Source organism: Marinomonas sp. A3A, assembly GCF_018336955.1.
Classification (GTDB): Bacteria; Pseudomonadota; Gammaproteobacteria; order Pseudomonadales; family Marinomonadaceae; genus Marinomonas; species Marinomonas lutimaris.
The window spans coordinates 939,715-963,545 of record NZ_CP025532.1 but is presented as its reverse complement, the minus strand read 5'-3'; the positions used below and the strand labels follow the sequence as shown (position 1 = coordinate 963,545).

Sequence of the window (23,831 nt, the reverse complement as noted above, 5' to 3'; positions counted from 1 at the left end):
TATTTTTGTTTTGATGAGAGTAGACCCTTTATACTTCCATCAATAAGGATTATATGATGCTAAAAAAGCGCTTACTACAGGCCTTAACCCTCGTTCCTTTACTGGCCGTTAGTCAATTCAGCATAGCAGAGCAAGCCGCTGATGCTGTGGCGCCAGAAGAAGCAAGTGGCACAGAAAAAAAGAACTTGGCTCATGCTCAGAAATTTATGGTCGCAACCGCCAATCCAGAAGCTAGTAAAGCAGGTTATGATGTTCTAAAAGCGGGAGGCTCTGCTATTGACGCACTGGTTGCCGTACAAATGGTACTTGGCTTAGTAGAACCTCAATCATCTGGTTTAGGCGGTGGCGCTTTCGTAGTTTATTACGATGCTGCAAACCAAAAACTCACTACCTTTGATGGCCGCGAAACCGCTCCTCAAGAAGCTACACCAGAACTTTTCCAAGACGAAAATGGTGAACCACTTTCTTTTTATGATGCCGTTGTGGGCGGTCGCTCTGTCGGCACTCCAGGTACTGTCAAATTAATGGGAGAACTGCACGACCGCTATGGCACCATGCCATGGGAGGATTTATTAGAACCAGCCACACAGCTTGCACAAGAAGGCTTTATTGTTTCCCCTCGCTTGGCAGATGCAATCAAAGGTAGCGCGGAGCGATTGTCTCGTTATCCAGAGACTAAAGCCTACTTTTTTAACCTTGATGGCACGCCGCTTGAAGCTGGCAGCCGCTTACAAAACACCCAGTACTATGAAACGTTGCGCTTTCTGGCTACCTACGGAGCAGACGAGTTTTATACTGGACAAATTGCCAAGAAAATTGTCTCTCAGGTACGTGGAGCAATAGATAACCCTGGCGTTTTATCAGAGCAAGACTTACTCAGCTATCGTATAAAAGAGCGCGCTCCGGTGTGCTTACCTTACAAAGAGTACGATATCTGCGGCATGGGTCCACCAAGTTCAGGCGCTTTAACCGTTGGACAAATCCTTGGTATTACCGAGCAATTTGATCTAGCGTCCTTAGGCGCGAATTCACCTGAAGCGTGGCAAATTATAGGCGATGCCTCGCGTCTTGCCTTTGCTGATCGTGGTCGTTACATCGCCGATACCGACTTTGTACCTATGCCACAAGGTTTATTAGATAAACCTTATTTGGCAGAGCGAGCAAAACTTATAACCAAGGGCAAAGCACTTGAAAATGCTGAACCCGGCGAGCCTGAGTGGCGTTATCCGATTAAACAAGCCGACGATATGGCCATCGAATTACCCTCCACTAGTCATATTTCTATTGTCGATAAAGACGGCAATGCCGTTTCTGTTACTACCACAATCGAAAATGGCTTCGGCTCAAACCTCATGAGCAATGGCTTTTTGCTCAATAACGAACTAACTGATTTCTCCTTTAAATCACATCAAGATGGTTATCCGATTGCCAACCGTGTAGAGCCGGGCAAGCGTCCTCGTTCCTCGATGTCTCCAACGATAGTGATGAAAAATAATAAACCGTATTTAGTGGTGGGGTCACCGGGTGGTTCTCGAATTATAGGCTATGTGGCAAAAACCCTTATCGCTCACCTTGAGTGGGGAATGGATATTCAACAAGCCATTAACTTGCCAAATATGCTTAACCGTTTTGGAACCTATGACCTTGAAAAAGGCACCGAGGCAGAAACCTACGCAAAAGCCCTAACAGACATGGGCTTTAAAGTATCTGTGCAGGATTTGAATTCCGGAGTACAAGGTATTATTGTCGAGAAAGACGGCTTACTGGGTGGCGCTGACCCAAGACGAGAAGGCTTGGTATTAGGCGACTAATACCAAGCACTCCAAAAAACGTCATAGTAAGGCAAAGGACTGCCAGATTAACCTTAACGCCATTACGGTTAACACTATATTAAAAATTCGATGAAAGTGACGATCTGGCATACGTTTTAGCACTTTAAGACCAATCCAAGTACCAATCGCACCACTGATAATCATACAAAACAATAAAGGCAACCAAGACTCTAACGGAAACCCTGCGACCTGAAATACCGTAATTTTCAACACATGCTGTAAGGACATCGCCGTGGCGAAAGTCGCCACCGTGCGAAAACGATCCACATGAATTTGCTTAACAAAGGCTGCGACTAAAGGACCAGTTGCGCCTGCAAAAAGCGTAATAAAGGTCGTGATAGCGCCGGCAAATGCCGTTCCCCAATGACCCAATACCATTTTAGGAAGCTTCGGCCCCCAACATAAATATAAGATAAATAACGCAATCGTTAGATACATTATAGCTGGAGGCAGAGAAACTAAGACAAAACTGCCAATAAAAGCCCCTAGCATTGCTCCGGGCAAAAATGCACCTATCAACCTCCAATCAATATGTCGCCAACTCATCGCTGCGCGTCCAGCATTTGACCCTAACTGCGCCACGCCATGCAGTGGAATAATAAGCTGCGGTGGCAACACTTGCGCCATGACACCTAACAACATCACACCACCGCCAGCGCCAAAACTCGCGGTAAAAAAAGACGTTAATCCAGACACAGCAACAAGGAGAATAAATATATGCGCAGAGACTTGGTCAAAAAGCAGTACAAAAAAGTTCATATAATCGAAAGGGAATCAAAAGGAGTGAAGTCGGCAGAATAGCAAAATAGGCCGCCGAAATCTCAACAGGTCCATTACTATTCGTGATACAGAGAATTACTGTTTATAGATATCCTTATCAAGATCATACTTACGCATCTTGTCGTAAAGTGTTTTACGCGGCAAACCAAGCGCATCCATAGTGTCTTTAATCGAGCCTTTCTGACGCAGCAGCTCTTGCTCTAATAAAGTCTTTTCAAAACGCTCTAACTGCTCAGGGAGAGTCATAACGCCTGGGTTATTTTCATTGATAATGATTTGATCAAACTCAAACGAACCCGCCTCGCCCATTAGGACATAACGCTCAGCAAGGTTACGTAACTCACGCACGTTCCCCGGCCAATCGTAACTCAACAAGCTGTGCATTCGCGCCGCCGACAGTGGTTCAGACTCGCGCTTATATTGTGCAATCGCCACCAAACAAAAATGCTGCCACAGCAAAGAAATGTCGTCTTTTCGCTCCCGTAGTGGCGGAATATCTACTCGCACCACGTTGAGTCGATAATACAAATCTTCGCGGAATGTGCCGCCTTCGCTTAGTTGTTTTAGGTCAACCTTGGTCGCGGCAAGAATACGTAAATCCAAATCAATTGCCGTATTGGAACCCAAACGCTCTAAGCGTCGTTCTTCCAACACTCGCAACAAGCGAATTTGCATCGACATCGGCATGCTTTCAATTTCATCTAAAAAGAGTGTGCCACCGTTGGCGTGCTCAAGCTTACCGATACGTTGTGTCTTGGCATCGGTAAAAGCACCTTTTTCATGACCAAATAATTCAGACTCCATTATAGAATCCGGCACAGCGCCGCAGTTAATCGCCACAAAAGCATGACCTCGGCGAGAACTATGCTCATGAATGTAACGCGCCACTAGCTCTTTACCTGTGCCTGTTTCCCCTTGAATAAGAATATCCGCGCCGGTATCCGCCACGTGCAACAACGCCTGACGCAAACGATGAATACCCGGCGTATTACCAATAATTCTAGGGCCTGGGGCGTTTTGCGCCGCCAATTCCAGACGTAGATTACGGTTCTCTAAGGTTAAATGACGTTTGTCAGACGCCCGACGTACCACTTCAAGAAAGTCTTCATTGGAAAACGGCTTTTCAATAAAATCATAAGCGCCATCACGAATGGCGCTCACAGCCATACTGATATCACCGTGGCCAGTAATGAGAATAAAAGGGATTTCCGCATCAATTTTTTTAACTTCTTCGAATAACTCTAAACCACTTTTACCGGGCAAATTGATATCACTGACAATCACGCCAGACCAATCCAAAGACAATTTTTCCACCACGCCTTGAGCCGATGCAAACTCAGCGACCACAAAATCTTCAAGCTGTAATGTCTGAGAAATCGCCATACGAACCGCTTGCTCGTCGTCAATTAATATTACTTGCTTGCTGTCCGGCATTAGATTTCCTCTTTAGAATCTTTAGGAAGAGATTGAGATAATTGGTGATTGAAACGAGGTAGCCTAACACAAAATTCAGCACCGCCAGAATCTCGATTTTGCGCGCTAATTTGCCCTCCCATTGCCTCAACAATACGCTGACTAATCGACAAGCCTAGTCCTAATCCCAGTCCTGAAGATTTAGAAGTAAAAAAAGGCTCGAAAAGGTGTCGAATGGCTTCATCACTCAAACCGTCACCTGAATCTTGGACACAAATAACCACTTGGTTTTCCGTAGAGCTTTGCTCAATACAGACACGTCGAGGATTATCTGATGCTTCTAAAATCGCATCAGCGGCGTTGGCTAATAAGTTCACCAACACTTGCTCCAAAAAGACCATATCACCGTTTACAATAAAGCCTTGATCCTCTGTCACTACCAACTCTATGCCCACTTCCTTGTAACGTGGACTCATGATTTTTAGCGCGCCCATAATGGCGGTTTGCACGGCAATCGGGCCTTGATGCACATCACCTTTACGAGCAAAAACTTTGAAGCGAGCGATAATGTCGCCCATGTGATGACCCAACTGACTAATATGCTGCAAGTTGGTATGGGCTTGTTCGTATTGGCCACGATCCAGAAACTTCAACCCATTTCCCGCGAAAGCACGAATTGCGGTCAAAGGTTGGTTCAGCTCATGATTCAGACCTGCGGTTAGCTGCCCTAACACGGCCAATTTTGCTGTTTGTATCAATTCTCGTTGCGTGCCTTTATGCTCTTCAATTTCATGACGAAGGCGAGTGTTGGCACCTTGTAACTCAAAGGTACGCTCTTTTACGCGCTCTTCAAGCTCGATACGCGCTTGAGTTATATCTTGTTCGTAGCGCTTACGCTCGGTCATGTCATGAAAAGTCACCAAATAACTCAAGCGATTCGGCAGCTGCATCTTACATAAGGTCATTTCCACCGGAACCGTTTGATCGGAATAACACAAACGCCCTTCTCGCGTCAGCACTTTAATACCCAAATCATTCGCGGCTTCCAAAAAATCATTCTGAGCCAACAAGGCTGATGTATCTTGCTCATCGGGTTGAAATAAAACGCCCAAAGGTTGGCCCACTAAAGGTGCTAACGGCTGACCGAGTAATTTTTCAACCGCGGGATTAAAGGATTCTATTTTGTGATTTTCATCCAAGGTAACCAAAACCGCTTGTGTGTTTTGAATCACTTCACGAATATAGGCTTGATTATGGCGCGTCATCTCATTGGCATCATAACGCTCCCTCAACATTCGTCTGCGCAACATGGCCATCCCCAAGAGCAAAACGGTGATGGTCACGCCACCGGCAAAAATGGTACGCCATAAGGAAATTTCTTCGTTAATGGTTTTTAAAGGCGCAAGAATGGAAATTTGAAAGCCTAATAACCGAATCGGACGACTCATTTTCAAAAACGACAACCGCTGCAATTCTTCTGAGCCATCTATAACGGTATTTTCTAATACATCGACAATTTGCGATTTTTCATCAAAAGGCTTTTGATAAACAATGGCTAGCTTTTCGATGGCTTTGCCAAAATAACGCTGAGAATCGGCAATACGTTGCAATTCCGTATGAGACAACTCACCCAAGACTCGATACAGCCAGTTAGCACGCGAGCTACTAAACACAATACCATCGGGGTCGAGTAACAAAAATTCATAATGCTGATTGGCAAAGCGTTTTTCGAATTGCGTCAAATCCACTTTTACAACCGCAATACCAATAATCGAGTCGCCTTCATAGACAGGATATGAAAAATAATAACCACGACGATTCGACGTTGTACCAAGCGCATAATAGCGGCCCGGTTGGCCTTGAATAGCATCTTTAAAGTAAGGGCGAAAAGCAAAGTTACGACCAACAAAACTGGCGGTTTCTCGGTAATTTGACGCAGCAATGGTTAAACCATCGGTATTTAAAATGTAACTGTCTGAGGCTTCGGTAATACGGTTGATTTGCTCAAGCTCGCGATTAAGCTGATTAATGTCCGATTCAAAACCATCTCGTAGGGCTTTTTTCACTCGGTCATTCGATGCCAATAAGGTCGGCATATGTTGGTACTTAGCAATCGCACTTTCTAGCACACTAGCAAGCTGATTTAACTGCTCAAAAGAATCAATACGTAGGGCTTTGATCTGTTGATTCCGTAGGGCTTCACCGCCTTTCCAAATCAATAAAACCACCACAATAAAAACGCCAAGATACAGCCAAATTAACTGCTTAGATGAAAAAAGCCATCTCATGCTAAAACCGTACTTTTCTTTCAATGCGCTCACCTAAAATGCCTTGTTGTTATTATCGCAATACTTTAATCATCAGCTTAAAAGACAAAGCCGTCACATCTTGGAGCAAAATAATTAAGCCCTAGAATGGGCAAAGGGCAACACTTCAGCAATATGCGATTTATGACAGATTAACATCAACAAGCGATCCACTCCTAACGCCACGCCGGCACAATCTGGCAAGCCATTTTCTAATGCGAAGATTAATCGCTCATCAAACTGGCGGTTCGCCAAACGCATTTCCTTGCGAGTCTGTTTATCTTCGGCAAAACGTCTTGCCTGCTCCTTGGCATCTGTCAATTCATGGTAGCCATTCGCTAGCTCCATTCCTTGCCAATACAGTTCAAAACGCGCAGCGACTAATTGGCCTTTTTCATCAAGGTGAGTCTTAGCAAGTGCCGCCTGAGAAGAGGGATAACTATGAATAAAACAAGGCACGTATTTGCCAATAGCAGGTTCTATCACGCTAGAAAATAGCAACTCAAGTAAGGTGTCACGATCATCTTCTTGCAAGCCGTATTCTGTGTGTTCATGAGCACATTCTTGCAACTGGAAAAGTGTTGCTGTGAAAGGATCCAATCCAGTATGGCGTAAAAACGCCATTTGATAACTGAGTCGCTCGCACGTCAACATCTCGTCATTTAACAGTACCGACAGCAAGTGTTGAATCTCATCCATCAATTGCCAATGATCAAAACCCACTCGATACCATTCCAACATAGTAAATTCGATACTATGGCGACGGCCTATTTCCTCGGCTCGGAACACTTTCCCCAACTGATAAACAGAACCAGAACCAGCGCATAATAAACGCTTCATAGCGAACTCTGGAGAGGTTTGAAGGTAATACGTCAGGTCTTCACCTTGGGAACGCGTCTTGCTGGTTAATACTTCAATATGTGGATCGGTAATACTGCCAAGTGATAGACACTGAGTATCCACCTCCATCACCTCACGCGAATCGAAAAAAGCGCGAATGGCTTTCAGTAACTGGGCGCGCTTTTGCAAAATCAAGAGATCAGCGCTAGGTTGCCACAAAGAAGCATCATACATAGAAAACACTCTAAAAAATAAAGTGCATCATAGCAAATACCGCGAAGCCTTTGCACGATGTCACAAACGAAGACAAAACAAGGGAAAATAGAGTGAGCTATTTAGTGCTGACTATTGAATCTCCCAATAACCAGCTTTATCGGAACCTATCCTTTTTAACCTACCCGCTTGCTGTAATTTAGCAATCGCTCTGCCAATAGTACGCACATCTTTAGCGACAATATTGGCTATTTGTTGACGTGTGATCGCTGGATTATTCTGAATTAGCATGATAATCGCATCAGGCGTTTTACGCTCGGCCATATTTACAGGGGCGTTTACAGAGGCATTTACAGGGGCGTTTTGTGCTAACGTTTGGTCAATAACTGATAACATAAAATGAATAAACGGCGTGCTATCCGCTTGTTGGTCAGCTTGTTCAAGCGCTTGGTAATATTGTTGTTGATTGTCTTTGATGACACTTTCCAGCGGTAACGACAAAAACAGTGAATGCCATTGGGATAAAATCAAGGTTTGCCATAAGCGCCCCATACGTCCATTACCATCGCTAAAAGGATGGATAAATTCAAATTCATAATGAAACACACAGCTTGTTATTAACGGATGATCTTTTGCTTGTTTTAACAACTGGGTTAAATCAGCCATCAAACCCGATACCTGATGCGCAGGCGGGGCTATATGATGCACCACGCCTCCTTTATGAATACCCACCGCTTTATTACGAAACGTGCCAGCATTCACCAAAATATCTGACATCATCAAACCATGGGCAATGAGTAAATCATCGATATTGTCAGATTGAAACGTTGGCAGAGCATCATAAGCTTGAATCGCACCTTTTACCTCAGCCAATTCACGCACATTACCCAACACCCGGTGACCATCTACAATTGCTGTGACCTGCTCTTCGGTTAAAGTATTACCTTCAATTGCCAATGTACCTGTTATGGTTTTAATACGGTTTTGCTTGCGTAATTGTGGCGAAGAATGCAATACACGGGCATTAAGCATGCCCATTTTTTCACTGATTTGAGCGACCAAATTAAGAATATCAGAAGTAATGGTAAAGGGTGGTTTATAACTCATACATTTGCCTCATTGATGTCTACTTTCTTAATTTTCACAGGTTCTCAGAACGCCTACCGTGTAGCCCTAAATATTCCAGTCTTTGCTAGTGAAAGATTTTACGCTTCAACGTCTTCCAAATCACCTTAATGCTGCCCCAAAGTTTATGAAATACAAAACTGCCATCAGCGCTATTGACCTCATAAAAAGCTTGTTCTTCACGTTGTTTAATCGATGGTGAAGCGTTAGGAAACGGCACATTTCCAACGCCATGATACTTGGTCTCTTTCTGATTTTTATAAACTTCATCGCTCACCTTCGTTCCCCTACTCAGACATACAACTTAATACCTATTGACGACTTCATAGGGTACGAGATATTTTCTTTTCATCAATAAAACAAAAAGAAAAGGGCTTTTCATGAATGAAAAGAACATAGATTGGAATGATCTTAAACTCTTCCTTGCTGTGGCACGAGAAGGCGGCCTTTCCGCTGCGGCAAAATCGACTCAACGAAGCCCGGCAACATTAGGCAGAAGAATGTATGAGTTAGAACGATCAATGGAACGTGAACTCTTCATTAGGCATGACCGTGGCTATGAATTAACACAAGAAGGTAAAGCTTTATTAGACGAACTAACCCTAATTGAATATCAGATTCATCGCCAAACAACGCCAGCCAGCCAAAGCTCCCGCCCCTTAGTTAAAATTTCTGCGGGCACTTGGACGACGCTTTCATTAATAAAAAATCTCGATATGCTTGTAGGTTCACCACCAGATATATTGCTACGCTTTATTTCAGCAGAAAAAGTTCTCGACATATCACATCGTGAAATCGTTATAGGTATCCGCAATCAACGACCACAAGAAGACTCTCTAGTATGCCGAAAACTGGCACGAGTTGAGTTCGCGCCTTATGCAACAAAAAGCGCGCCAGAATCTTATATAAAGGTAATGGCTGATACACCATCAGCGCGTTGGGTTCAGAATAATATCGGTAGCAATGATATTGCTTACGAAGTAAACAGTCCAAGAAGTAGCCTTGATTTGGCTCTTGAAAATAAGGGAGTTGCGCTGCTTCCAACTTTTATTGGTGACAACCAAACAGCATTAAAGCGCGTTGGAAATATCGTTGAGGAATTAGGCCACGACCAATGGCTGGTGACCCATCACGAAGACCGCTATTTGCCAGAGGTTCGTAAGTTAATCCAAAACATCGGCACAATATTAAAGCAATCATAAAACATCTAGGGAGTAAACTTACTCAGCAGTATTTTAATACCCGCAGCGCCAAACATCAGCGCAAAGGCAGCATCAAAGCCGCGTTTCATTTTAAAATAGCCTTGGCGAATTCTTGGATTCGAAAACAACACAGCGTAGCCAAAGAAAAGACAAGCGCTTTGTAATCCGACTAAGAAAATGATGGATAACAAGCCATCTATGCTAACGGTATTAGGAACGCCCATTGAGTATAAAGCACCAAAAAACAAGATGACTTTTGGGTTGGTCAAATGAATCGCCAAACCGCGTAAATAGTCATTCTTCATAGAAAGTGAAGCGGTATTTTCCAGCACTAACACTTTAGAAGACAAGACTGACTTAAAAGATTTGTACGCTAAGAATAATAAATAAGCCGCACCAAAATAACGGAATAAATCAAACAACCAAGCATTGGCATACATCAAAGCAGCCATTCCAAATGCAGCCGAAAACGACCATATAAAAGACCCTGTGAGAATCCCAAACGCCATGGCAATCCCGTTACGACGACCAGAATTCATTGATGTTCCAGCAATCGCTAAGGTTGCAGGCCCAGGACTCGCCGTAGCAACAAACGCAGCGACCATAATCAACCCATAATGTATTTCTTCCATTGTAAAATACCTCTCGCTCTTAATTTATATATTTTTCGTTCCCCTAAGAAACATCAATTTTGGCAATGCCATCTGCCCGACAAACAAACCTAATAAAATCAGCACAGCAGCGATTATCTGATTCGTTTCTATTGGCTCATTGTAAAACCAATAACCACCAAAAATACCAAACACAGGTACCAGTAACGTCATTGGCGCGACACTGGATACTGAGTATTTCATTATCATCTTATTCCAAAACCAGTACCCTAATAGTGTCGTCGGGTAAGCTTGGAACAAAGCGGAAAACAGCGTCCATTGGGTAAATTGATTCGGCAACTCAGTGACGACTTGCGTTCCTTCAAAAATAACCGCTAGTAACAACAAAGGCAAAGGTGCAAACAACATTCCCCAGATATTAAAGGCAAAAATAGCTTTGGTATTCGCACGTTTTACAATCAAGCCATTAACGCTCCAAAACACCGACGCCATTAATACCAGCACTAAACCTTTTCCAGTCACCGAACCACCTTCGGAGTAGATGATCAAAGCAAGTCCAAGTAAAGCCAATACAGCGCCAAGCAACTTATTGCGAGTGATGCTTTCGTTTAAACATAACCAACCCACCAGCAAACTACTAACAATACTCATATCCAATAACAAAGAGGCCATTCCTGCCGAAACACCCGCGCCAATCGATAAGGTGGTTAACCCCCACACGCCGACACCAAAAGACAAACCGTAAGCGATCAAATAACGCCACAGCACATCTGGCTTCTTAATAAAAAAGATCAACGGAAACACCGCTAAACCAAAACGTAACGCTGTGAGCACTAAAGGATGAACACTGTTCACGCCAAGCTTGATCACACTGAAATTCAATCCCCATAACGCCATCAAGGCAAACAGCAAGCCAAAGTCTCGTAGTTTCATTATTCGTTCCTAAATTGTCTAATCGATTGTGAGTGCCACAACATCTCAATAACGCCGTGTTTCGATGAGGTAGGCGCTAGTTTCAAAAAGAAACATGGCTTTTCAGTACCACAACGAACTCGATTGTTGAGACAGTGTGGTGATTCCTGAGGTAGGCGTTAGTTTCGAGAGGAAGCGCCACACTGACTCAACATTGGCCCCCAGTATCACTAGAAAACCAAAAAGAACACAGATTCAATTTTTGATAAAAATAAGAGTACAATTTAAAGAAAGGAAATACTTTGGGGGAATGTTATGGCGCTTTACGAAACACTTGCTCAGAATTATATCGACGACATACAAGCACAACGACTGCCTGCGGGAAGCCGTTTGCCAGCGTTACGAACCATGGCGAAGCAACATCAAGTCAGCATGACTACGGCGACTAAAGCCTACGATTACCTGCAACAAACAGGTTGGATTTATGCACAGCCACAATCTGGGTACTTCGTTGCCAACCAACTGGAAAGCACCACCTTTCCAAGTCTAGACATCAAAAGTATTGAACAACGGGACCCAAAACGCTTTGCGCCGTTAAATGGCTATAATCCTGCCTCGGCGCTTTTTAGCCCGCTTGGCACCTCGATGATTTCGCCAGAATTACAACCTAGCGTCGCTCTGCAACGCTGTATTAAACGTGTCACCCAACGAGCAGGGAAACATCTATTTCAATACCCAGAAACACAAGGCGACAAAGGCCTGAGAAGCGCCCTTGCGGAACATTTCCGCCATGACAATCTAGCCTTTTCAGCAGCCGACTTTGTTATCACCAATGGCTGTATCGATGCAGTAAGACTGGCGATAGAAAGCGTGACGAAAGAAGGCGACACTATTGCCATTAGCTCCCCCTGTTTTAGTGGCTTGCTCGATTTGCTGAGTGCTTTGTCACGCAAAGTGATTGAAATCCCCATTAGCGACCAAGGCTTGGATTTAGACCATCTAGAAACCTTGATGCAACAAGGTTTGATTAAAGCCTCGCTGTTCAGCACATCAAATATGAATCCCACCGGTATGACGCTGCCCGTTGAACAAAAGCAGGCACTCGCGATACTTGCGGCGAAATACAAAACGCCGATGATAGAAGACGACGTCTATTTCGAATTAAGCCACCAGAAACAACTAACTCTGCCAGCAAAATATTGGGATAAAGAGGGATATGTGATTTGGTGCGGATCTTTTTCAAAAACCTTAGCCGCAGGACTGCGACTTGGTTGGTGTGTTCCGGGTCAATATTTAACGCCTTATCTCAATCAACATGCCTTAACCAGCTTTGGCGTGAACGGACTTATACAATCTTGCATGGCGGAATTTATCAACACCGGTGAATATCGCTCTCATGTGAATAAAATACGTACGGTGTTGAACCAACACATCCACCATTATCAACAATTTTTGCTCGAGCACTTACCCGCCACAGCGAAAATCAGTGCGCCACAAGGCGGCATTGTGCTTTGGGTACAAATCCCCAGTTTAAATGCTGTACGGCTTGAAAAAGAAGCCAATAAACAGGGCATAGACATCCGCAGCGGCGCGTGCTTCAGCACCCACGACTTTTACCACGACTGCTTCCGTATCAACTGTGGCTGGCCGTTAGAAAATACTGGGGATAAACACAGTACTTATCAACAATTGATGCGATTGTGCGAAATAATCAACAGTTTGATGAGAATAAAGACTTAATAAGATTGGATCGATTGCACATTTACTCCTTCAATCCTAACCTTTAGATCAATAAAAACAGCCCAACCTCTCTAGGTAAGCATTTAGAAAAACATTAAGAGGAATATTTGATATGTCTTACCGTTCCGTAAAACTGATAAAACGCCCTGAATTAGAAATCACCGAAGATGTCTTCGATATTGTTACTCAAGATATCCCAACACCAGCAGAAGGCGAGGTATTGGTAAAACTCTCTCACCTTTCTTTAGATCCAGCCATGCGTGGTTGGATGAGCCCTGACGAAAACAGCTACATTCCGCCTGTAAAATTAGGTGATACCATGCGCGCCAGCGGCATAGGTGAAGTGGTTGAATCCAATAATAAAAGATTCCCAGTTGGCGCTCGTGTTATGGGGCTTATGGGTCTGACTGAATATGCGATCAGTGATGGTAATGGCTTAAACGTTATTCCAAAAGAATTACCGGCTGAAGCAATTTTATCCGTCATCGCTCTGCCCGGTATTACGGCTTATCACGGTGTGTTTGAAGTGCTTAAACCAGAAGCAGGTCAGACGCTTATCGTCACAGCGGCAGCGGGTTCCGTCGGCTCCCTTGTCGGTCAGATGGCTAAAAATCTTGGTTTAACGGTTGTTGGTGTGGCGGGCTCTAATGAGAAGTGCCAATGGTTAACAAAAGAACTTGGCTTTGATCATGCGATTAATTACAAAGACGCTGACTTTATCGAACAATTGACGCAAGCGACGCCAAACGGCATCGATCTTTTCTTTGAAAATACGGGGGGGTTGGCACAAGGTCCTATCTTTGAACGCATGAATCCTCATGGCCGCATTGCAGTATGTGGTCTCATTGCCGATTATCAAAAAGCCGAGCCTGCACCAGGGCCAAGCTGGGTTGGTATCATCAAGCGTCGCTTAACTATCCAAGGCTTCACTATGCCAGATCATTTCCATCGCATTCCTGAGTACGGCCAAGCACTAGGCGCCATGCTAGGCAAAGGCGAATTAAAATATCGTGCTCACGTAATTGAAGGCATTGAAAGCGCGACAAGCGGCATTAACCTACTCTTTGAAGGTAAAAATACCGGCAAGTTGATCGTTAAGCTATAACGGCTATCACATAGAAAAACCTTTGCACGAACCTAGTTGTCGTGCAAAGGCTTCTAGCTAAAGGTCAAATTGTGATGGCAACATCACCACATCTCGGATCGTCACATGACGAGGACGCGTAAGCATGAAGATAAGAGCGTCAGCCACATCGCTGGCTTCCATCAAGCTGCCTTTTGCCTTGGCTTCTGCCAGCTTTTCCGCAGGCCAATCAGATAACAAAGAGGTAATAACTGGGCCAGGAGACACCGAGCCTACACGAATACCGTGTTTGCTGACCTGTCTACGTACCGTTTGCACAAAACAATTCATCGCCCATTTTGACGAAGCATAAACAGGTTCCCAAGGTGTCGGAAAATGACCCGCTAACGAACTGGTTATTAAAATATCCCCAACACCTCGTTCAATCATATGCGGCAAGACATCACGCACGTTCTTGATAACTACGTTAATATTCAGATTCAACATTCGGTCTATGGCGTCATTATCGGCATCAACTAAATCACCGCCCACATACAAACCCGCATTGGCGTGAAAAATATCAATCACATTGGCTTTTTCTAAAATTCGCGGAACCATCGCCGAGCAAGCAGCTGGATCTAACAAATCGACAGAAAGAGTCATGACTGAGTCGCCATGCTTGTCTTGCAAGGCTTGTAATGCTGCCTCATCACGGTCAACAATAACAACCCTCGCCCCTTCAGCAATCATACCTTCAACACTTGCCAATCCAATTCCTGACGCACCACCAGTGACGACGGCAATTTTTCCTGTTAATGATTTAGACATGTCTTATCCTGCTTATTGTTATTAATTAATATGACAACACGCTACCATCCTATAGACCGTAAACTCTGCTACTTTTTTGTCTATAACTAATCCAAATCAACCTTTTAAAACATCAGCATTACACAGAGTGTCACATGTAAAAAAGAGTATGCAAAAGATAGCCTTACACTTAAAAATGAAATAAAGGTCGTAGATAATTATGATAGTTCAATTTTTTTGATCATTAACCTCAAAATACTCCGTTACACTATTCTGTTTTTTTTATATATAGTGCTTACATATTAAGTAACACCCACCCAACACTAAGGTAAATGAAAATGACAACATCGTTAATCCAAAAAATCACTAACACAACTTCTGGTATCGCTAGCACAATTTTGCGTATTCCAGTGGGTCTAATCCTAATGGCACATGGCGCGCAAAAATTGTTCGGTGCTTTTGGCGGTTACGGTCTAGAAGGTACTGGTCAGTGGATGGCATCTATTGGTCTAGAACCTGGCTACTTAATGGCCCTTTTAGCAGGTAGTGCAGAATTCTTTGGCGGCTTAGCACTGGTTATCGGTTTACTTGTTCGTCCAGCCTCTGCAGTTGTTGCTTTCACTATGCTAATGGCGATTTTCTCTGTGCATATCTCAAACGGTTTGTTTATGGCAAACAACGGCTACGAATACGCCCTAACGCTTTTAGTTGTTGCTGTTTCTTTGGTATTTAGCGGTGCAGGCTCTTTCTCTGTTGATAAAGCGCTTTCAGCTCAATAGTTACCCTTTCTAAAAACAATGTAAAAAGCCTCGATACTGAAAGGTATCGAGGCTTTTTATACGTTATGAAAATCAGATCAAGAAAAAGGGAAATGCGAATAGGACTACCTGGGGTTATGGACTCAAGTCTGGGTTTTCATTCATCAATGAAGAATCCCAATGCTCCATCGCTTTGCCATCTTTTATACGCCAAGTATCAAACCAAGCGGTGGTGTAAGTACCCTTTTCAGTTTTTACCTTACGAGGTGTGATCACGGTAACTAGATCACCTTCAGCCATCACTTCTGCTACTGGCCAATTCAACTTATCTGCAACGGGCTTAGGCTTAGTTTTGAGTATTTCAGTGAAAAAATACACAACGGCATCACGCCCATTCGCCGCATTTGGGTTATGTTGAATATAATCTTTGGCAATAAATTCTGACGCCCTATCCCACTGATTCGCTTCTAATAACACTTTCAGAATATTATAAACTACCTGTTTATTCGCATGCAGTTTTGGGTCATCACTGACAAACAAAGCATCCGCATCGGCTCTAGCCACGACAGGAGTAGCAGGGGAAATGGCGGCAGATTGTTCAGCGTACGCTGGAATATTTGTCACAGCAGCCAGGAAAGCCGCCAAAAAGACTCTTTTCATAAGGTTATCTCCTGCATAAAATCGTTACTCTTTATTAGTCTATTTAAAATACTAGATATATATTAGAGACTAATGAGCCATTGTAAATAAGGCAGTTTTTAAGTAGTAAGTAACATAGAGGTAACTACCTAATGGACAATTCAGATCAAACAAACCCTGAGTCAATAACGCCACTGCATAATAAACAGAACACAAAAGCATTTGAAGCTTGTCCAATTCGCGACGTGTTAGATAGGATTGGAGGCAAATGGAGTATGTTGCTACTTCTGACGCTAGCAAGCGAAGCCCACCGATTTAGCGCATTACGTCGCGCAGTTCCCGATATTTCACAACGCATGCTGACCCAAACATTACGAGATTTACAGCATGATGGTTTTATCAGTCGCCATGTTTACCCAACGGTGCCACCAAGTGTGGAATACAAATTAACTGCTCTTGGTCACTCGCTGCTTGAGCCATTACAACAATTAACCAAGTGGGCTGACGCCAATCATGATGCCATTCGTGCCGCACGAGTAGAATTTAAACAGAATGCCGTTTGATGAAAAAACAGCCGTTTAAAGACAAAAAGCCCCGATAGTTTCCTATCAGGGCTTTCATCTTCGTTACGCAAATTCAGCAATTACTTGCCTGTAGCGTGAAAAACATAGTCAACAAGCAATACCTCACCGAGGTTGATAAACAGTGGTACGCGAACCATAGCGCCAGTCACCAAGAAAGCCGGTTTAAAACCGCCGTTTGCGGTATTTTTTAAACAACATATATTGGCAGTGTCTACTATTTTACTGACGATACAAAATCATACCAGCGTGATAAAGCACTCCATCTATAAAGGTGCCATCAGCAGTAAAACCTGTGTCATCCCAATACTCGATATAATCGCCAGAAATTCGATAGCGCCCTTGATAAGCCACTTCTTTATTTCCTCTTGCTTCAATATAACGGTTATTAGGTAATAGTTGATGTCGTATGTAGCTATCCTCTGTCATCCACATACCGACATAAGGATGCGGAACCTCTGGCTCTTTTTTAGCCATAATCTTTCAATGTTCCTTTTTCATCGCATCGTAGTAGTGTGCAATATCTTTAGCTTCAACAACCCACGCATAATTCAGTTCTTGATGAATCTTCCATTCGCCAGAATCACATCTCCAGCCCAATTGAGAACGTCCGTTAAATGGAATAACTCCACCACTTTTTTGCGTTATTGTGCCAACAAACCCGATGGTTGTTGACGAAACCTTATCGCCAACAAGTTCACTATGCCCTTCTGTCAGAGCATGTGTAACTGATTCAGCGTTTGCTTGTAAGCCCTCCCAGTTAGCACCATAGATCGCGGCATTATCAAACAACTGATTATCACCTGGGGCAAAGTTATCCCAATAAATACCCGCTGGGTCTTGCAAGTTATAGTAACGGCTCATTTTAGTAGCAAAAATGAACTCGGGGGCATCTGTCTTTTTTTCCCACCCCTTCATAATCCAATGCTTATGAAGTTCCAATGGAGAGTCTGCACCAGTTTGTGCACAAGTATGCTCCGCTGCTTGTAGCTGCACAGAACCTAAACTAAAAAAAAGTACTAGAGAAAGAGTCGATTTGAGATGTGTCATAGATCACCTTTTATATTGTCAGAGTAGAATTGAGACATTGCTATGTCTCAACTTGCTTTAACATTATAAAAACGTGATATTGATTAGAGTAGATAGCCATTACTTGACATATTGGTAAGCAAATTATGACAATGAAAATCGACCTGAATATCCTGCCAGTTTTTATAGCCGTCGCGGAAGAACACAATTTCCGAGTAGCAGCCGACAGATTAGGAATAACACGATCTGCAGTCAGTCAGATGATTAGAAAGCTTGAGGATCAACTAGGCATCGCTTTATTTACCCGAACCACAAGAAGCGTGAAACTAACTGAAGCAGGAGAACATCTTTACAGCCAAATGCGCCCCCAATTAGAGAATGTGAACTCTTCTTTAGAAGATATTACCAGCCACAAATCCCCACGAGGATTACTAAGAATAGCTTCGACCTCTATTGCAGAACCTTTTTTATCTGGAAAGTTTATTGTCGAGTTTTCAAAAAAGTACCCAGACATTGAGTTGGATATTACAGTCACCGATGATGAATTTGATATTGTAAAAGCAGGCTTTGATGCAGGAGTTCGTCTTGGTGACAGCCTAGAACAAGATATGATCGCCCTGCCTATCTGCGGCTTACAAAGAGATATGGCTGTTGCTTCGCCAGACTACATAGCGCAGCAAGGTATTCCAAAACATCCTAAAGACTTACTCAATCATCGCTGCATTGGTTGGCGCCCAAAGCTAAACAATCGCCCTTATTATTGGGAGTTTAGTGAAAACGAAAAAGACTTTGAGGTATCGGTAGAGCCTCAAATCACCACTAATGACTTCCGATTAATGTTGCGCGTTGCACTGGCTGGGGGTGGAATCACTTTTGCGACAGAAGAAACCTTCCGCCCCTTTATTAAGACAGGCAACCTAGTCCCCTTACTCGAAGAGTTTCTGCCAACTTTTTCTGGCTTTTACTTCTTTTACCCAAACCGAGAAAACATGTCTCCGAAATTAAGGGCCATGGTAGATTTTGTAAAATCTTGGAAACAAACGAATTGATTACCAAGCTAGCTATCTAACAGTTCACAATCGTATAAAAAAAGCCCCGATAGTTTCCTATCAGGGCTTTCATCTTCGTTACGCAAATTCAGGAATTACTTGCCTGTAGCGCGAGAAACGTAATCGCCAGTACGAGTATCAACACGCAATACTTCACCGATGTTGATAAACAGTGGTACACGAACCATAGCACCAGTCACCAAGAAAGCAGGTTTAGAACCGCCGTTAGCCGTATCGCCTTTTACACCAGGGTCAGTTTCTTTTACTTCAAGCTCGATGAAGTTAGGAGCAGCAACCGCCAATGGCGCACCGTTGTATAAAGTTACAACGTATTTTTCTTGCTCTTTAAGCCACTTGATCGTGTCGCCAACAGCTGTTTCATCCGCTGCGTGTTGTTCGAAAGAACCATCCACAGCCATGAAGTGCCAGAACTCACCGTCGGTGTACAAGTACTCCATATCAGTGTCCATTACGTCAGCTGTTTCTAACGTATCACCAGATTTAAAAGTACGTTCCCAAACGCGACCGGTTTTTAGGTTACGCAGCTTGATGCGGTTAAAGGCTTGACCTTTACCTGGTTTAACGTGTTCGTTGTCTATAATCGCACATGGATCACCATCGACCATTACTTTAGAACCGCTGCGCATTTCGCTGGTAGAAATATTAGCCATACATCCTCACAGTATATTTTTAGAGAAAAGGCTCTGACTGGCGTATCATGTCAGTCCCAAGATCTCTGCAAACTTCTTTTTATGTCATTTAGAACCGCTAAATAGACAAGTAAAAAGAGCGTTTGCAAAGATCTCTGAGAGCCACTGGCCGAGTAGGCCAAAATAAGTTGGCGCAATCATAACCCAAATGAACACAATTTTGCAGATATTTGACGTGATCCCTATTCAAACAAAGAACAATTTAAGCTGGTCGCAGCACCTGTCACAGGCCCTAACCTCCTTACCTGAACTGGTTGAGCATTTAGGCTTACCAAAAAGTCTTGCTCAACAAGGCATAGAAGCGCATCAGAGCTTCAAATTATTGGTGCCTCGCCCTTATTTGTCGCGCATTGAATATGGCAACCCTAACGATCCGCTGCTGCTGCAAGTCTTACCCAGCATCGCAGAGATGCAAAAGGTCCCAGGTTACACAAAGGATCCATTAGAAGAAGCAGACCACAATCCACAAAAAGCCATAGTGCATAAATACAAACGCCGTTTGTTGGTGATTACGACTGGCACTTGCGCGGTAAATTGTCGTTACTGTTTCCGTCGCCATTTTCCTTATGGCGATAATCAATTGGCGCAAGCAGAATGGGACTCGGTAATCGACTATCTAAAAGCCCATCCAGAAGTCAACGAAGTGATCTTAAGTGGTGGAGATCCCTTAATGATGAAAGACGCTTTGCTCGCTGACAAAGTCCGCAAGCTTGATGCCTTGCCACAAATAAAACGTCTGCGCATTCATTCGCGTTTGCCAGTAGTAATTCCTGACCGCGTTTGCGACGACATGCTGGCGTGGATCAAGGCAAGTCGCCTAAACATTGTCATGGTGTGGCACATTAATCATGCCAATGAAATGGACGAAGAACTCGTCGAGGCAGCCTATAAGCTGAAAAGAGCGGGCGTTACCTTGCTCAACCAAGGCGTTCTACTAAAAGGCGTGAACGACTCCGTAGAAGCTCAAGTCAATTTGAGCGAAGCCGTGTTTGATGCAGGAATTTTGCCTTACTACATGTTCACGCTAGATCCGGTAGAGGGCGCGGCACACTTTGATATTTCCATCGAAGATGCGCAACGCTTGATGGGAAAAGTCGCCGCTGAATTGCCAGGTTATTTAGTGCCAAGGCTCGCCAAGGAAATCCCCGGCAAACCAGCGAAAAGCGTGTTTGCACCACTACTTGGGGACTGATTCGCTTTATCTGAGCAGCGCAATACGACCGACTTTTACTTGCTGACGTCGAATACTTACGTTTGGCGCAAGCTGGTATAAGTCACCATTTCGTCCGATTAACTGATCCGGCACATGGCTGAGTTTCGCCACGTCAGCGTTAGCATCTAAATGCTTTGGTTCACCATGAACTGGAATCGCCAATTGCGGCTGCACCCAAGTATAAAGCTGCTTAAGCTCTTCGCGGCAAGGATGACCACTAACATGAATGGTTAAGTCGGTTTCATGGGCTTGCAAGGTGCGGATTTTCCGACCTTTAAATTGCTCGGCTAATCTGTCTATAGCCTGCTCATTGCCAGGAATGCGCATGGAACTAAAAATCACCAAATCATCGGCTTCAAGACTCAAATCAAAACAATTATCGGCGGCCAATCGGTTCAAGGTCGCCCTTGGTTCCCCTTGGCTTCCTGTGACCACCGCCAATACTTCTTCTCTTGGTAAATAGCCGAGATGCGTAGCGTCGATAATCGGTAAATCATCTGGCCAATGACCTGTCACCCGTGCCGCGCTAACCATGTTTGTCAGCGATCTTCCGATCAAGGCAAGGTAACGACCTGTCTCTTTTGCGACTTGCCCCAATGCCACTAAACGCGCGACATTACTGCTGAAACAGCCAACCACAACACGATTTTTTTCTGCCTCAATGGTTTTTAATAAGCCCTGATAACAATCACTTTCAGATGGCGAGAAACCCTCTTTTAGCGCGTTGGTAGAATCACACACCATGGCGAGAATATTTTCTTTGGCTAATGCTTGAAAGGCTGCGGGAGAAAACGCATCACCCAAAATCGGCTTTTTATCGATTTTCCAATCACCCGTATGAAAGATACGACCAGCAGGCGTGTCGATGGTCATCGCATAAGGTTCTGGAACAGAATGAGTCAATCCCAACCATTTGACATTAAACACACCAATCTTTTTGGTTTCGTTTTCTTTCACTTCAATAATCGGCACTTGATCGGTCAAACCCACTTGAACCAACTTACGACGCAAAACCTCTGCGGTAAAAGCCGTAGTGTAAACAGGACATTTAAAACGTCGCCACAAAAAAGGTAAAGCGCCCACATGATCTTCATGAGCGTGAGTGATCACAATGCCAGCTAAACGTTCTTTTTGCTCGGTGATAAAACGAGGGTCTGCGCAAACAATCTCAGAAGTCCGCAAATCATCAGGCGCTAACTGTTCATTGAAGGAAACACCACAATCCACCATCAACCATTGGCCGTCATGACCATAAAGGTTCATGTTCATGCCAATTTCGCCGGTGCCTCCTAAAGGCAAAAACCACAAATCCTCTTGCGAGGGAATCAAAGATGAAATAACGCACTCCTTGTGAATACAGGTCAATTGGCTCTATGGTACGCATTTTTCGTAAATATCCCAGCGCGCTCGTTACGATTGGATAAAAGAAACTAAAATAAAAAACCTCTTTCTACTTTTTAGGTAAAAAGAGGTTTTATCGAATCAAGAATATATAAACGATGCTTTATAAAACTTCTTCACCATTAGCTATCACTGTATCTCGTACAGTTTGAGTATAGTCTTGAGCCTCTTTCAAGATAGCCGCTTCATCTACGGTGAGAATTTTTTTGTCTTCCATGAGGATTTTGCCATCGACTATGCTGTGTCGAACATCGCTAGGGTAAGCAGAATAAACCAAAGCAGAGTAAGGATTATACATAGGTACCATATGTGGAGCCTTGGTATCCACTACGATAATGTCAGCTAGTTTGCCGACTTCTAATGAACCAACACGGTCTTCCATATGAAGCGCTTTTGCTGCCCCCATGGTCGCCATATCAATGACTTTAATTGGTGGCATTGCCGCACGATCTTGATTAACCAATTTATGGACTTTAGCAACCTGCCCAAATTCAGCAATGGTACTTAGATTATTGCCAGACATTGGACCATCTGTCCCTAGACCAATGCGCACGCCTTCGTCGTACATTTTTAAAGCAGGCGAAACACCTTTCGCCGACTTGATATTCGCGCTCATGTTATGCGCCACGCCCATGCCACTTTCTTTGACAAGCTCAATATCATGATCGTCTACTAGGATCATATGAGCGCCAACTAAATGCTCATTCAAAGCACCAATATCATGCATATATTGAACAGGGCTTTTACCGTCAGCTCGCTCGGCAATTTTTTCTTGCTCAGTGTGAGATTCGGCTAAATGGATCAATACGGGTACATTTTTTTCTTTGGATAATTTAGCTACTCGCTGTAACACTTCCGTGGTGTTTGTATAAGGAGCATGAGGCGCAAACGCTGGCGTAATACGCGGATGGTCTTTGTACTCGTCAATGAATTTCAACGCATAGTTAATACCTTCTTCAGCATTTTTAGCGTCGGCGACCGGAAACTTAATCACAGTTTCACCAAGTACAGCTCGCATACCAATTTGATCGACTGTTTTCGCTACCTCATCTTCAAAATAATACATATCTGCATAAGTAGTAACACCGCCACGCAACATCTCGACATTGCCAAGATTAGCGCCAATACGCACCATATCACGGGTAATCAGCTTGTTTTCAAGAGGGAAAATATAACGATGCAATCGATCTGGTACGTCGTCTGCTAAAGAACGTAAAACCGTCATAGATACATGGGTATGAGTATTAATTAAGCCAGGCATAACAATATCACCTTGCACATCTAAGACTTTTTTTGCGTCAAATTGAGACGCTAATGACGCGTCGCCAACCGCGAAAATTTTGTTACCTTTAATGGCGACCACACCCTGATGATATAGCGTCTTGCTGTTATCCATGGTCAAAACGGTAGCGTCTTTGATCAACAAATCGACAGATTCTGCACCCCAAGATGGCACAGATAACGTCGTCGTTGCTAATACTGCCAATAAGACACTTTTTTTAAACTGCATTCGATTGCCCTTTATTAGATAATGTTCCAAATAGGTCGCTCTTCAATGACGGCGACATTGTTTAATACTTGCATGTTTCATTCCAACACAAAAAGCA

24 protein-coding genes are annotated in these 23,831 nt (G+C 43.7%); 8 read left to right on the top strand and 16 right to left on the bottom strand.

Features of this window, described 5'->3' with window-relative positions:
* The first annotated feature begins 53 nt into the window (after positions 1–53).
* Positions 54–1,811 (top strand): gamma-glutamyltransferase, encoded by a 1,758-nt coding sequence (ggt, locus tag CYL31_RS04490; protein WP_212917774.1) that lies wholly within the window; start codon positions 54–56, stop codon positions 1,809–1,811.
* Between the two features lie 21 nt (positions 1,812–1,832).
* On the opposite strand, the gene CYL31_RS04485 is transcribed toward ggt, so the two are convergent.
* From CYL31_RS04485 to CYL31_RS04460, 6 genes are all read right to left on the bottom strand, one after another.
* On the bottom strand, positions 1,833–2,591 hold the full coding sequence (locus tag CYL31_RS04485; RefSeq protein WP_212917773.1) for a sulfite exporter TauE/SafE family protein: 759 nt from the start codon (positions 2,589–2,591) through the stop codon (positions 1,833–1,835).
* A gap of 96 nt (positions 2,592–2,687) precedes the next feature.
* Entirely contained in the window at positions 2,688–4,046 is a 1,359-nt protein-coding gene (locus CYL31_RS04480; protein WP_212917772.1) for a sigma-54-dependent transcriptional regulator, read from the bottom strand.
* Positions 4,046–6,346, bottom strand: a complete 2,301-nt coding sequence (locus tag CYL31_RS04475) for an ATP-binding protein (RefSeq protein WP_212917771.1) — start codon at positions 6,344–6,346, stop codon at positions 4,046–4,048. The genes CYL31_RS04480 and CYL31_RS04475 overlap by 1 nt, the downstream gene beginning before the upstream one ends.
* Before the next feature lie 81 nt (positions 6,347–6,427).
* Positions 6,428–7,405 (bottom strand): EF-P lysine aminoacylase EpmA, encoded by a 978-nt coding sequence (gene epmA, locus CYL31_RS04470; protein ID WP_212917770.1) that lies wholly within the window; start codon positions 7,403–7,405, stop codon positions 6,428–6,430.
* A gap of 111 nt (positions 7,406–7,516) precedes the next feature.
* Positions 7,517–8,491, bottom strand: coding sequence for a Fic family protein (locus CYL31_RS04465; RefSeq protein WP_212917769.1), 975 nt, complete (start codon positions 8,489–8,491; stop codon positions 7,517–7,519).
* A gap of 85 nt (positions 8,492–8,576) precedes the next feature.
* Positions 8,577–8,786: a hypothetical protein gene (locus CYL31_RS04460; RefSeq protein WP_212917768.1), complete on the bottom strand. Its 210-nt coding sequence runs from the start codon at positions 8,784–8,786 to the stop codon at positions 8,577–8,579.
* A 103-nt stretch (positions 8,787–8,889) separates the two neighbouring features.
* Here CYL31_RS04460 and CYL31_RS04455 point away from each other — a divergent pair, with 103 nt between their 5' ends.
* Entirely contained in the window at positions 8,890–9,711 is an 822-nt protein-coding gene (locus tag CYL31_RS04455) for a LysR family transcriptional regulator (protein WP_212917767.1), read from the top strand.
* Between the two features lie 5 nt (positions 9,712–9,716).
* Here the strand turns inward: CYL31_RS04455 and CYL31_RS04450 are convergent, their stop codons facing one another.
* Together CYL31_RS04450 and CYL31_RS04445 are read right to left on the bottom strand one after the other, a co-directional pair.
* A complete protein-coding gene (locus tag CYL31_RS04450; protein ID WP_212917766.1) occupies positions 9,717–10,343 on the bottom strand; it encodes a LysE family translocator in 627 nt (208 codons plus the stop codon).
* Between the two features lie 24 nt (positions 10,344–10,367).
* Positions 10,368–11,255, bottom strand: coding sequence for an EamA family transporter (locus tag CYL31_RS04445; RefSeq protein WP_212917765.1), 888 nt, complete (start codon positions 11,253–11,255; stop codon positions 10,368–10,370).
* A gap of 294 nt (positions 11,256–11,549) precedes the next feature.
* On the opposite strand from CYL31_RS04445, the gene CYL31_RS04440 reads away from it, so the two are divergent.
* Together CYL31_RS04440 and CYL31_RS04435 are read left to right on the top strand one after the other, a co-directional pair.
* Complete coding sequence (locus CYL31_RS04440; RefSeq protein ID WP_212917764.1) at positions 11,550–12,974, top strand: aminotransferase-like domain-containing protein; 1,425 nt, start codon at positions 11,550–11,552, stop codon at positions 12,972–12,974.
* 112 nt (positions 12,975–13,086) lie between these two features.
* Positions 13,087–14,079 carry an NADP-dependent oxidoreductase gene (locus CYL31_RS04435; RefSeq protein WP_212917763.1) on the top strand — a complete coding sequence of 331 codons (993 nt, stop codon included), beginning with the start codon at positions 13,087–13,089 and terminating at the stop codon, positions 14,077–14,079.
* A 57-nt stretch (positions 14,080–14,136) separates the two neighbouring features.
* Here CYL31_RS04435 and CYL31_RS04430 read toward each other — a convergent pair whose 3' ends face one another.
* Positions 14,137–14,865, bottom strand: coding sequence for an SDR family oxidoreductase (locus tag CYL31_RS04430; RefSeq protein WP_212917762.1), 729 nt, complete (start codon positions 14,863–14,865; stop codon positions 14,137–14,139).
* 317 nt (positions 14,866–15,182) lie between these two features.
* On the opposite strand from CYL31_RS04430, the gene CYL31_RS04425 reads away from it, so the two are divergent.
* Positions 15,183–15,623 (top strand): DoxX family protein, encoded by a 441-nt coding sequence (locus tag CYL31_RS04425; RefSeq protein WP_212917761.1) that lies wholly within the window; start codon positions 15,183–15,185, stop codon positions 15,621–15,623.
* Between the two features lie 114 nt (positions 15,624–15,737).
* On the opposite strand, the gene CYL31_RS04420 is transcribed toward CYL31_RS04425, so the two are convergent.
* Positions 15,738–16,262 (bottom strand): nuclear transport factor 2 family protein, encoded by a 525-nt coding sequence (locus CYL31_RS04420; RefSeq protein WP_212917760.1) that lies wholly within the window; start codon positions 16,260–16,262, stop codon positions 15,738–15,740.
* 131 nt (positions 16,263–16,393) lie between these two features.
* On the opposite strand from CYL31_RS04420, the gene CYL31_RS04415 reads away from it, so the two are divergent.
* Complete coding sequence (locus CYL31_RS04415; RefSeq protein WP_212917759.1) at positions 16,394–16,804, top strand: winged helix-turn-helix transcriptional regulator; 411 nt, start codon at positions 16,394–16,396, stop codon at positions 16,802–16,804.
* Positions 16,805–16,884: 80 nt separating this feature from the next.
* Here CYL31_RS04415 and CYL31_RS04410 read toward each other — a convergent pair whose 3' ends face one another.
* Genes CYL31_RS04410 through CYL31_RS04400 form a run of 3 tightly spaced genes read right to left on the bottom strand, consistent with a single transcriptional unit; the run spans position 16,885 to position 17,872 of the window.
* Complete coding sequence (locus CYL31_RS04410; protein WP_430010745.1) at positions 16,885–17,055, bottom strand: S1 domain-containing protein; 171 nt, start codon at positions 17,053–17,055, stop codon at positions 16,885–16,887.
* Positions 17,045–17,299 carry an Atu4866 domain-containing protein gene (locus CYL31_RS04405; RefSeq protein ID WP_212917758.1) on the bottom strand — a complete coding sequence of 85 codons (255 nt, stop codon included), beginning with the start codon at positions 17,297–17,299 and terminating at the stop codon, positions 17,045–17,047. The genes CYL31_RS04410 and CYL31_RS04405 overlap by 11 nt, the downstream gene beginning before the upstream one ends.
* 6 nt (positions 17,300–17,305) lie before the next feature.
* Positions 17,306–17,872, bottom strand: a complete 567-nt coding sequence (locus CYL31_RS04400; protein ID WP_212917757.1) for a hypothetical protein — start codon at positions 17,870–17,872, stop codon at positions 17,306–17,308.
* A gap of 125 nt (positions 17,873–17,997) precedes the next feature.
* On the opposite strand from CYL31_RS04400, the gene CYL31_RS04395 reads away from it, so the two are divergent.
* A complete protein-coding gene (locus CYL31_RS04395) occupies positions 17,998–18,900 on the top strand; it encodes a LysR family transcriptional regulator (protein ID WP_212917756.1) in 903 nt (300 codons plus the stop codon).
* Between the two features lie 95 nt (positions 18,901–18,995).
* Here the strand turns inward: CYL31_RS04395 and efp are convergent, their stop codons facing one another.
* Positions 18,996–19,571: an elongation factor P gene (efp, locus tag CYL31_RS04390; protein WP_072840388.1), complete on the bottom strand. Its 576-nt coding sequence runs from the start codon at positions 19,569–19,571 to the stop codon at positions 18,996–18,998.
* 187 nt (positions 19,572–19,758) lie between these two features.
* Here efp and epmB point away from each other — a divergent pair, with 187 nt between their 5' ends.
* On the top strand, positions 19,759–20,802 hold the full coding sequence (gene epmB / locus CYL31_RS04385; protein WP_249411694.1) for an EF-P beta-lysylation protein EpmB: 1,044 nt from the start codon (positions 19,759–19,761) through the stop codon (positions 20,800–20,802).
* A 6-nt stretch (positions 20,803–20,808) separates the two neighbouring features.
* Here epmB and CYL31_RS04380 read toward each other — a convergent pair whose 3' ends face one another.
* Together CYL31_RS04380 and CYL31_RS04375 are read right to left on the bottom strand one after the other, a co-directional pair.
* Positions 20,809–22,092: a ribonuclease J gene (locus CYL31_RS04380; RefSeq protein WP_249411693.1), complete on the bottom strand. Its 1,284-nt coding sequence runs from the start codon at positions 22,090–22,092 to the stop codon at positions 20,809–20,811.
* A gap of 235 nt (positions 22,093–22,327) precedes the next feature.
* Complete coding sequence (locus CYL31_RS04375; protein WP_212917754.1) at positions 22,328–23,734, bottom strand: amidohydrolase; 1,407 nt, start codon at positions 23,732–23,734, stop codon at positions 22,328–22,330.
* Positions 23,735–23,831 lie beyond the last annotated feature (97 nt).

What these genes read in the sequence shown, in the direction of transcription:
- ggt (WP_212917774.1), top strand. Translation starts at nt 54, where the DNA reads ATGATGCTAAAAAAGCGCTTACTACAGGCCTTAACCCTCGTTCCTTTA.
- CYL31_RS04485 (WP_212917773.1), bottom strand. Translation starts at nt 2,591, where the DNA reads ATGAACTTTTTTGTACTGCTTTTTGACCAAGTCTCTGCGCATATATTT.
- CYL31_RS04480 (WP_212917772.1), bottom strand. Translation starts at nt 4,046, where the DNA reads ATGCCGGACAGCAAGCAAGTAATATTAATTGACGACGAGCAAGCGGTT.
- epmA (WP_212917770.1), bottom strand. Translation starts at nt 7,405, where the DNA reads ATGTATGATGCTTCTTTGTGGCAACCTAGCGCTGATCTCTTGATTTTG.
- CYL31_RS04465 (WP_212917769.1), bottom strand. Translation starts at nt 8,491, where the DNA reads ATGAGTTATAAACCACCCTTTACCATTACTTCTGATATTCTTAATTTG.
- CYL31_RS04455 (WP_212917767.1), top strand. Translation starts at nt 8,890, where the DNA reads ATGAATGAAAAGAACATAGATTGGAATGATCTTAAACTCTTCCTTGCT.
- CYL31_RS04450 (WP_212917766.1), bottom strand. Translation starts at nt 10,343, where the DNA reads ATGGAAGAAATACATTATGGGTTGATTATGGTCGCTGCGTTTGTTGCT.
- CYL31_RS04445 (WP_212917765.1), bottom strand. Translation starts at nt 11,255, where the DNA reads ATGAAACTACGAGACTTTGGCTTGCTGTTTGCCTTGATGGCGTTATGG.
- CYL31_RS04440 (WP_212917764.1), top strand. Translation starts at nt 11,550, where the DNA reads ATGGCGCTTTACGAAACACTTGCTCAGAATTATATCGACGACATACAA.
- CYL31_RS04435 (WP_212917763.1), top strand. Translation starts at nt 13,087, where the DNA reads ATGTCTTACCGTTCCGTAAAACTGATAAAACGCCCTGAATTAGAAATC.
- CYL31_RS04430 (WP_212917762.1), bottom strand. Translation starts at nt 14,865, where the DNA reads ATGTCTAAATCATTAACAGGAAAAATTGCCGTCGTCACTGGTGGTGCG.
- CYL31_RS04425 (WP_212917761.1), top strand. Translation starts at nt 15,183, where the DNA reads ATGACAACATCGTTAATCCAAAAAATCACTAACACAACTTCTGGTATC.
- CYL31_RS04420 (WP_212917760.1), bottom strand. Translation starts at nt 16,262, where the DNA reads ATGAAAAGAGTCTTTTTGGCGGCTTTCCTGGCTGCTGTGACAAATATT.
- CYL31_RS04415 (WP_212917759.1), top strand. Translation starts at nt 16,394, where the DNA reads ATGGACAATTCAGATCAAACAAACCCTGAGTCAATAACGCCACTGCAT.
- CYL31_RS04405 (WP_212917758.1), bottom strand. Translation starts at nt 17,299, where the DNA reads ATGGCTAAAAAAGAGCCAGAGGTTCCGCATCCTTATGTCGGTATGTGG.
- CYL31_RS04400 (WP_212917757.1), bottom strand. Translation starts at nt 17,872, where the DNA reads ATGACACATCTCAAATCGACTCTTTCTCTAGTACTTTTTTTTAGTTTA.
- CYL31_RS04395 (WP_212917756.1), top strand. Translation starts at nt 17,998, where the DNA reads ATGACAATGAAAATCGACCTGAATATCCTGCCAGTTTTTATAGCCGTC.
- efp (WP_072840388.1), bottom strand. Translation starts at nt 19,571, where the DNA reads ATGGCTAATATTTCTACCAGCGAAATGCGCAGCGGTTCTAAAGTAATG.
- epmB (WP_249411694.1), top strand. Translation starts at nt 19,759, where the DNA reads ATGAACACAATTTTGCAGATATTTGACGTGATCCCTATTCAAACAAAG.
- CYL31_RS04380 (WP_249411693.1), bottom strand. Translation starts at nt 22,092, where the DNA reads ATGAACATGAACCTTTATGGTCATGACGGCCAATGGTTGATGGTGGAT.
- CYL31_RS04375 (WP_212917754.1), bottom strand. Translation starts at nt 23,734, where the DNA reads ATGCAGTTTAAAAAAAGTGTCTTATTGGCAGTATTAGCAACGACGACG.